The sequence below is a fragment of the Streptomyces aurantiacus JA 4570 genome (genome assembly GCF_000414115.1).
Classification (GTDB): domain Bacteria; phylum Actinomycetota; class Actinomycetes; order Streptomycetales; family Streptomycetaceae; genus Streptomyces; species Streptomyces aurantiacus_A.
Map to the genome: position 1 here is coordinate 1 of NZ_AOPZ01000181.1, position 3,790 is coordinate 3,790.

Annotated in this window: 3 protein-coding genes; 2 read left to right on the plus strand and 1 reads right to left on the minus strand. The window is 74.3% G+C overall.

What is annotated here, in order from left to right:
• Nucleotides 1-202: 202 nt before the first annotated feature.
• A complete protein-coding gene (locus tag STRAU_RS18825) occupies nucleotides 203-955 on the minus strand; it encodes a TIGR03089 family protein (RefSeq protein WP_016641953.1) in 753 nt (250 codons plus the stop codon).
• 149 nt (nucleotides 956-1,104) lie between these two features.
• Between STRAU_RS18825 and STRAU_RS18830 the strand changes: the two genes are divergently transcribed.
• Complete coding sequence (locus tag STRAU_RS18830) at nucleotides 1,105-2,547, plus strand: peptidoglycan recognition protein family protein (protein ID WP_016641954.1); 1,443 nt, start codon at nucleotides 1,105-1,107, stop codon at nucleotides 2,545-2,547.
• A gap of 96 nt (nucleotides 2,548-2,643) precedes the next feature.
• The gene (gene manB, locus STRAU_RS18835; RefSeq protein ID WP_016641955.1) at nucleotides 2,644-3,726 is read left to right on the plus strand and encodes a mannose-1-phosphate guanylyltransferase; all 1,083 of its coding nucleotides are present in this window, start codon (nucleotides 2,644-2,646) and stop codon (nucleotides 3,724-3,726) included.
• Nucleotides 3,727-3,790: the final 64 nt, after the last annotated feature.

Below are 3,790 nucleotides of genomic sequence, written 5' to 3' on the forward strand. Positions count from 1 at the left end.
GGCCTCGGCCGGCCGGCCGTCCGGGGCGGACGGCTCGGACGGCGTGGGCGCGGTGTCGGTCACGTGTCGGTCCACCCCTCGTGGCTGCGGTCGGTGCACAGGTCGCTCTGCTCGCTCCTACGACCATGGACCGCCGCGCGGCGGGGGGCCTGCGGGCCAGGGGCTCCGCTGGGCCGAACGGGGGACATCCGGCCGACGGCGGCTACCGGGCCGTCGCCGTCACCCGCTCGCTCTCGATCCGCTTCTCCAGGCCGCCCTCGCCGAGCCGGTCGAGGTGGCGGCACAGGACCACGGAACCGCCCGCGGCCAGCGGCGCGTACAGACCGGCGCTCAGGCCGTCCCAGGTGTCGTAGGGGCGGTCGCAGAGCAGCCGGGCGCCGGGGGCGAGGCCCAGCTCGGCGGCGTCCGCGCGGGCCCGCTCCACCAGCTCGGCGCCGGTCAGCTCCAGGCCGGCGACGGCGAGCGCGGGCTCGTCCGGGTCCACGGGTGCGTACGGGGCGAACTGGTCGCCCTGGCTCGGCACCTCCACGGCGTAGTCGGCGAAGCCCTCGGGGGGCTGCGGGAAGCGGCCGCCGAGGGGGCGCAGGGCCAGGGCCACCCGCTCGCCGGAGCAGGCCCGCGCCGCGTCCAGAGTGTCCGGGCCGCTGACGACCAGGTCGGCCGCCGCCGGGTCGCCGCCGACGTCCGCGACCACGCCCACGGACGAACAGGCGAGCAGCCACACCGCCGTCTGCCAGTGCGCGGGCAGCAGCAGCGCGAGCCGGTCGCCGGGCTCGGCGGACAGCTCGCCCTGGAGCAGATTGGCGGTCTTGGCCACCCAATTGGCGAAGGTGGCCACGGACAATTCGACGCGCTCGCCGGTGGCGTCGTCGTAGTACGTGACCAGCGGGCGGGCCGGGTCCGCGGCGAGCGCGGATCGCAGCAGGTCGGCAGGGGTGCGGTCGTTGGCGTTCACGGCCGCAAGGGTACGCGGGCGGCCGCGTGCCGCCCCTGTGGGCGGCCCAGTTGGGAACGCCGGTTCGGCGGCCCGCCGACCGACGGCCCGTCAGTTCCGCCCCCTTCCCCGATGGACAGATATGTCCCGGTATGCCAACTATCGTCTGTATGCGTGGATTCCTTGCTTCCTCGATCGGTGTCACCTGCGCGGCGGCACTCGCCCTGCCCCTTGCCCTGACGTCGTCCCCGACCGCGGCCGTGACGCGGCCCGCGGCGGATTCCCTGCCCGCCGTGGATACGCTGCCCGGCTCCACCCAGTCGCTGCCGCTCGGACCGCTCGGCGGTGATCGCGCGGGCGGCACGGCCTCCCCCGACCAGGGCGTCGCCCGGCGCGACGTACGGCCGTTCTCGCTGGTGGGTGTCATCTGGGACGACCCGAATGTCGAGCTGCGCGGCAGCGTCCAGGTGCGCACCCGCGCGACCGGCACCGCCACCTGGTCCCCCTGGCAGGAGGTCGAGACGCACAACCACGAGCACGCGGCCGACCCCGGCACGCCCGAGAGCGACTCGGGCCGGGTGCGGGGGTCGACGGCGCCGCTGTGGGTGGGGGACTCGGACGGGGTGGAGGTGCGGGTGCGGCCCGAGGCGGAGCCGGAGCGCTCGCGCCCCCGGGGCCACTCGTACTCCCAGGACCGGACCGGCCTCCAGGACCAGACGCTCGCCCTCCCCGCGGGCCTGCGTCTCGAACTCGTCGACCCCGGCGAGCATCCGGCGCCCCCGGCCGACACAGCCCAGCAGGGCGCCCCGGCGAAGGCCGAGGGCGCGTACCAGGCCGCCCAGACGGACGCCGCCCTGACCGCCCGCATGAGCGCCGAGGCCGCGGCCGCCGCCGCGGTGAACGCCGACCTCGCGCCCATGGGAGCCGAGGTGATCCCCGCGCTCGGCAAGGCGGAGACGGAGGCGGACCTGCTCGCCGCGCGCGGCGACGTCGCCAAGGCCAAGCCGTACATCGGCCCGCGGCCGCGGATCGTCACGCGGCGCGGCTGGGGCGCCGACGAGGGCCTGCGCGAGCGGAACTTCGCGTACACCAGGACCGTCAAGGCGGCCTTCGTGCACCACAGCGCCACCGGCAACAACTACCGCTGCTCGCAGGCGCCCTCCGTCCTGCGCAGTATTTACCGCTACCACGTCAGGAGCAGCGGCTGGCGTGACTTCGGCTACAACTTCGCCGTCGACAAGTGCGGGAACATCTACGAAGGCCGTGCGGGGGGTGTGGCCAAGGCGGTCCTCGGCGCGCACACTCTCGGTTTCAACACGAACAGCATGGGCATCGCCGTCCTCGGGTCGTTCGCCAACGCCGCTCCGCGCAAGGCAGCGGTGACCGGCGTCGCGAAGCTCACCGCGTGGAAGCTCGGCCTGTTCGGCGCCAATCCGCGCGGAAAGACATACCTGAAGTCGGGCGGTGGGAACCTCTACAAGAAAGGCAGCACCGTCAGGCTCAACGTGATCTCCGGCCACAAGGACGGGTTCGCCACCGAGTGCCCCGGCCGCCGCCTCTACTCCAAGCTCGGAAAGGCCCGGTTCGCTTCGGCTCGCTACCAGGGCCGCTGAGGTCCGGTCGCCCTGCACGGTCCGCACGCACGTCTGCATACACTGGCCGGCCGAAACGAAATCTCGGCCGGCCCCAGCAGGAAGCAGAGACGACAGGTGACAGAAGCGATCCTCCTGGTCGGCGGCAAGGGCACCCGGCTGCGGCCGCTCACGGTGCACACGCCCAAGCCGATGGTCCCCGCGGCGGGTGTCCCCTTCCTCACCCACCAGTTGGCGCGGGCCCGCGCGGCGGGCGTCGACCACATCGTCCTCGCCACCTCCTATCTGGCGGAGGTCTTCGAGCCGTACTTCGGCGACGGTTCGGCGCTCGGCCTGCACATCGAGTACGTGACGGAGGAGGAGCCCCTCGGCACCGGCGGCGCCATCCGCAACGTCGCCTCCCGGCTGCGCTCCGGCCCCCAGGACCCCGTCCTGATCTTCAACGGCGACATCCTCACGGGCCTGGACATCCGGGCCCTGGTCGCCGAGCACGAGCGGGTCGACGCGGACGTCTCGCTGCACCTGACGAAGGTGTCCGACCCGCGGGCGTACGGCCTGGTCCCCACCGACCCGACCGGCCGCGTCACCGCCTTCCTGGAGAAGCCCCAGACCCCCCAGGAGATCGTCACCGACCAGATCAACGCGGGTGCGTACGTGTTCCGGCGCTCGGTCATCGACACGATCCCCGCGGGCCGCCCCGTCTCCGTCGAGCGCGAGACGTTCCCCGACCTGCTCGCCTCCGGGGCCCACCTCCAGGGCATGGTCGACTCCACGTACTGGCTGGACCTCGGCACGCCCCAGGCATTCGTCCGCGGCTCCGCCGACCTGGTCCTCGGCCGCGCCCCGTCCCCGGCGGTGCCCGGCCGCTGCGGCGACCGCCTCGTCCTGCCCTCCGCCCAGGTCGCCGGGGACGCGAAGCTCACCGGGGGCACGGTGGTCGGCGAGGACGCCGTAGTCGGCGAGGGGGCGCGCCTGGTCGGCAGCACGGTGCTGTCCGGCGCGGTCATCGAGCCCGGCGCCGTCATCACCGACTCCCTCATCGGCGCCCGCGCCTCCGTCGGGGCCCGCTCGGTCCTCACCGGCGCGGTGGTGGGCGACGGGGCTCGCGTGGGCGCGGACAACGAGCTGCGGGACGGGGTCCGCATCTGGTGCGAGGCCACTCTCCCGGCGGGAGCGGTCCGCTTCTCGTCCGACCAGTAGCTGGTCGCCGTCGCCCGGGGGGTGGCCGCAGATCGCGCTGCCGCGCTCGTCCTCAAACGCCGGA